Here is a 4,262-nt window from a genome sequence, read left to right as displayed (position 1 = left end):
GCGGTGGTCGGCATCGTGGCCACGGTCGTGGTGCTCATCATCGTGGCCCGGCACATCGACCTGTCTGTGGGCTCCGTGATGGGCTTTGTCGGTGTGCTGATTGCCACGCTCATGTACACGGCGGGCTGGCATTGGATCGAGGCTTCTCTGGCTGGATTGGTGGTGGCCATCGCGGTCTCGACCTACCAGGGGGCCTTGACGTCGATGCTCGGTGTGCCCTCTTTTGTCGTGACGCTGGGCGGCCTGATGTCGTTCCGTGGTGCGGCGTTTCTGGTGGCCGATGGCAAGACCCAACCGGTCAACGACGCATTTTTTCAGCGTCTGGGTGGGGGTTTTGATGGTTCCATTGGTACTTCGGCGAGCTGGGCGCTGGCAGGGCTGATCGTTCTGATCCTGGGGTTGCAAACCTGGTTGCGCCGCAAAGCCCGTGCGGCCTACGAAGTGCCGAACAACCCGCTGTGGCTGGATGCCCTGATCTTGCTGGTGCCGGTGGCCATCGTGCTGGCCTTCGTCGCGGCGATGAACGCTTACCAAATTCCCAACAAGGACGCGCCGCAGGGCGTGCCGATCCCGGTGCTGATCTGGGGCGCCGTGGCGATATCGCTGTCTTTCCTGGTGCATCGCACCCGATTTGGCCGCTACGTGTTTGCCATGGGGGGCAACCCCGAGGCTGCGGCCCTGGTGGGCATACCGGTGCGAAAGGTGACCCTGATGCTGTTTGCGCTGATGGGTGTGTTGATCACGGTGGCGGCCATGGTGTCGATCGCGCGATTGAATGCCGGTACCAACTCCCTGGGCACCAGCATGGAGTTGTATGTGATCGCCGCCGCCGTGATTGGCGGAACGGCATTGGCCGGTGGCAGCGGCTCCATTCTGGGTTCCGTTCTCGGTGCCCTGATCATGCAGAGCATCGACAGCGGCATGTTGCTGCTGGATGTCTCGATCGGCGTGCGCTACGTGATCATCGGCCAGGTGCTGATCGTTGCGGTGGTGTTCGATGTGTTGTACCGCCGCCTGACTGGAGACACGGTATGAGCCGAACATTGGGTTCCAGCGGACCGCTGGTTGAAATGCGCCAGATCGGCAAGGCCTTTGGCGGTGTGCAGGCGGTGGACGATGTCAGCGTCAATCTGTATCCGGGCGAAGTGGTGGCCCTGCTGGGGCACAACGGTGCAGGCAAATCGACGCTGATGAAGATGTTGGCCGGCGCCTATCCCATCGATACCGGCGAGGTGCTGATCCAAGGCGAGAAAGCGCACATCCGTACGCCGGTGGATGCGCAGCGTATGGGGATTGAGTCGATCTACCAGACCCTGGCGTTGGCCGACAACCTGGATTCCGTCGCCAACCTGTTTCTGGGCCGGGAGTTGTTGACGCGCTGGCGCACGCTGGACGACCACCGCATGGACGCCGATGCCCGGAAGGTCTTCCACCGGCTGAACAAGAACTTCAAGAACGTGCGCATTCCGGTGCGGCGTCTTTCGGGTGGACAGCGGCAGGTGGTGGCGATTTCGCGGGCCATCTATTTCAACGCCCGCATCCTGATCATGGACGAGCCTACTGCGGCATTGGGTCCGGAGGAAACCGCGATGGTGGGCAATCTGGTGCGTCAGCTCAAGGCCGAAGGCGTCGGCATTTTCCTGATTACCCACGACATGCCCGACGTGTTTGGCCTGAGCGACCGTCTGGCGGTGATGAAAAACGGCAAGTTGGTGGGCACCTACAAGACCACCGATGTGACTGAGGACGAGGTGCTCGGCATGATCATTGCCGGCAAGCGTCCCGACGGCAAGCCGCAGACCCACGCCCTTTGAGCATCTTGTCCGCTGCCATCAAAACCATGAAAACCATGAAAACCACGGGCGACCAACAACTCGTCAAACGCATCAATCGAAGCGTATTGCTTCGCTTGTTGCGCAGGCAAGGGGGCCAGTCGCGAGCGCAACTCGCGTCGGCCAGCGGTTTGACGAAATCCACCGTCAGTCTTCTGGTGCGGGAGTTGCTTGAGGAAGGCTGGCTGACGGAGAGCGGCACGTCCGCCGCGCTGGGCCTGGGGCGACCTTCGACGCCGCTCTGCATCGACGACCGCAACCGCGCGATGGTCGGCGTGGAGCTCGCGGTGGAAGCGCTGCGGGTGGTGGCCGTTTCCCTGACGGGCAAGGTTTTGTTGTCCGAAGAGCAGGCGTTGGTGTCTCTCGATCCCGAAGCCGTGTGCCGTCAACTGGCCCAGATGGTGGCGGGTGTTTATGCCACGCTCGTGCAGGACGGTATGCAGCTTTCGGGTGTGGGTGTGGGCGTGCCTGGCGCGTTTGACCAGGTCACGGGTTTGTTGCACCTGGCCCCCAACCTGGGCTGGCGCAACATCGATTTGTTGCCTCTGGTGGTCGAAGCGCTGCGCGAGCAGGGCGTGCCGCCGGTGGCGGTGCATCTGCAAAACGAGGCCGATGCGGCCGCCTTCAGCGAGTACGAGTTCTCCGGCGCGGAGGTGACCGACTCCCTGATTTTCGTCGCCTGCGGTGCGGGCGTGGGCGCGGGGATCGTGCTGAACGATCGGCTGTTCACCGGAACCCATGGCATGGCGGGGGAGGTCGGGCACAGCATTCTGCAGATCGATGGCGCGCTGTGCTCGTGCGGCCGCAGGGGCTGTGCCGAAACCTTCTTCGGCGCGCGGGCTTTGGCGCAATTGGACGACCCCGCGCAAGGTGGCCGTTATCTGGGGGTGGTGCTGCAAAACCTCTGGACCACGTTCAATCCCGACGTGCTGGTGGTGGGCGGGCCCTCGCAGCAGCGTTATCCCGCGATGCTGGCCGTGGCCAAGGACACCTTGCGTGCCTATGCCGATTGCATTGGCATGGAGCCTCCAGACGTTCGACCCGCGCGTTACGGCCTGATGGCCGCTGCGGTGGGGGCGGCAGCGATGGTCTTGCATCACGACCTTCGACCGCTTCATCCTGGCACTGCTTCGGCGTCTTCGCGTCCCGACGGTGTCGAGGACAGCCCTTCCAGTGAATGCATTTCCGCATAGGCACGTATGTATATCGGTATTGACGTAGGAACATCGGAAGTCAAGGTCTTGCTCCTGGCCGCCGACCACACGGTGGTGGGCTCAGCGGGCGTCGGATTGACCGTCTCCCGTCCCCATGTGGGCCACAGCGAACAAGACCCCCAGGATTGGTGGGCCGCCACGCAGGAAGCTCTGGCGCGCCTGCGCGAGGCGCACCGCGAGGCGTACTCGCAGGTTCAGGGCATTGGCCTGTCGGGGCAGATGCACGGTGCCGTGTTGCTCGATGCCCAGGATCGCCCGTTGCGTCCGGCGATTCTGTGGAACGACACCCGTGCGTTTCAGGAGTGCGCCGACATGATGCTGGCCATGCCCGGCTTGCCGGCATTGGCCGGTAGCCTGGCCATGCCGGGGTTCACCGCGCCCAAGTTGCGCTGGGTGGCCAGACACGAACCCGAGATCTTCCAGCGGATAGCGAAGGTGCTGCTGCCCAAAGATTTCGTGCGCCTGATGTTGACCGGTGAACACGTGAGCGACATGTCGGACGCCAGCGGCACCTTGTGGCTGGATGTGCAGCGCCGCACCTGGTCCGACGAGCTGCTCGCGCTGACGGGGTTGAGCCGCGCGCACATGCCGCGCCTGGTGGAGGGCAGCGAGGCCGGTGGTTACCTCAAGGCCGACGTGGCCCAGACGCTGGGCTTGCAGCCTGGCATCGTGGTCGCGGGCGGCGCCGGTGACAACGCGGCGAGTGCGGTGGGCATGGGAGCTGCCGAAGCGGGCCAGGGCTTTCTTTCGCTTGGCACCAGCGGGGTGCTGTTTGTGGTCACGCCCCACTTTCAACCCAACGCCCAGAGCGCCACCCATGCGTTCTGCCATGCCCTGCCGTCGCGCTGGCACCAGATGAGTGTGATGCTGTCTGCCGCGAGTGCCTTGCAGTGGGTGTCCGACCTGCTGGGGGCGGGTCACGCCGGCGCGGTGGCCGACAGGGCCGCCGCCCTGAGTGCCGAAGCGCAAATGGCGTCGCCCCTGTTCTTGCCGTACCTTGCCGGTGAGCGCACCCCGCACAACGATGCCCAGGTGCGTGGCAGCTTTCACGGTCTCGATTTCGACACCGACGCGACCCGCCTGGGCTACGCCGTGATCGAAGGCGTCAGCCTGGGTCTGAAGGACGGCATGGCCGCCCTGCAGGCGGCGGGCTGCCACATCGGCACCTTGTCGCTGGTTGGTGGCGGCGCGCGCAGTGCCTTCTGGGCGCAGTTGC

Annotated in this window: 4 protein-coding genes; all 4 read left to right on the top strand. The window is 64.3% G+C overall.

The features are described from left to right. On the top strand, nt 1-1,035 hold a 1,035-nt coding region (locus ABYB95_RS18055; RefSeq protein WP_372660031.1), incomplete at its 5' end, for a sugar ABC transporter permease. After that, complete coding sequence (locus tag ABYB95_RS18050; protein ID WP_372660029.1) at nt 1,032-1,814, top strand: ATP-binding cassette domain-containing protein; 783 nt, start codon at nt 1,032-1,034, stop codon at nt 1,812-1,814. The genes ABYB95_RS18055 and ABYB95_RS18050, both read left to right, overlap by 4 nt. A 26-nt stretch (nt 1,815-1,840) precedes the next feature. Beyond that, on the top strand, nt 1,841-3,025 hold the full coding sequence (locus tag ABYB95_RS18045) for an ROK family protein (protein WP_372660027.1): 1,185 nt from the start codon (nt 1,841-1,843) through the stop codon (nt 3,023-3,025). A 6-nt stretch (nt 3,026-3,031) separates the two neighbouring features. Then, nucleotides 3,032-4,262: xylulokinase (xylB, locus tag ABYB95_RS18040; protein WP_372660025.1), on the top strand; the 1,231-nt coding region annotated here is incomplete at its 3' end.

The organism is Hydrogenophaga sp. (genome assembly GCF_041633695.1).
Lineage (GTDB): Bacteria > Pseudomonadota > Gammaproteobacteria > Burkholderiales > Burkholderiaceae_C > Hydrogenophaga.
Note: the sequence above shows the minus strand (reverse complement) of the source record. Positions and strands in the feature narration are given on the sequence as shown.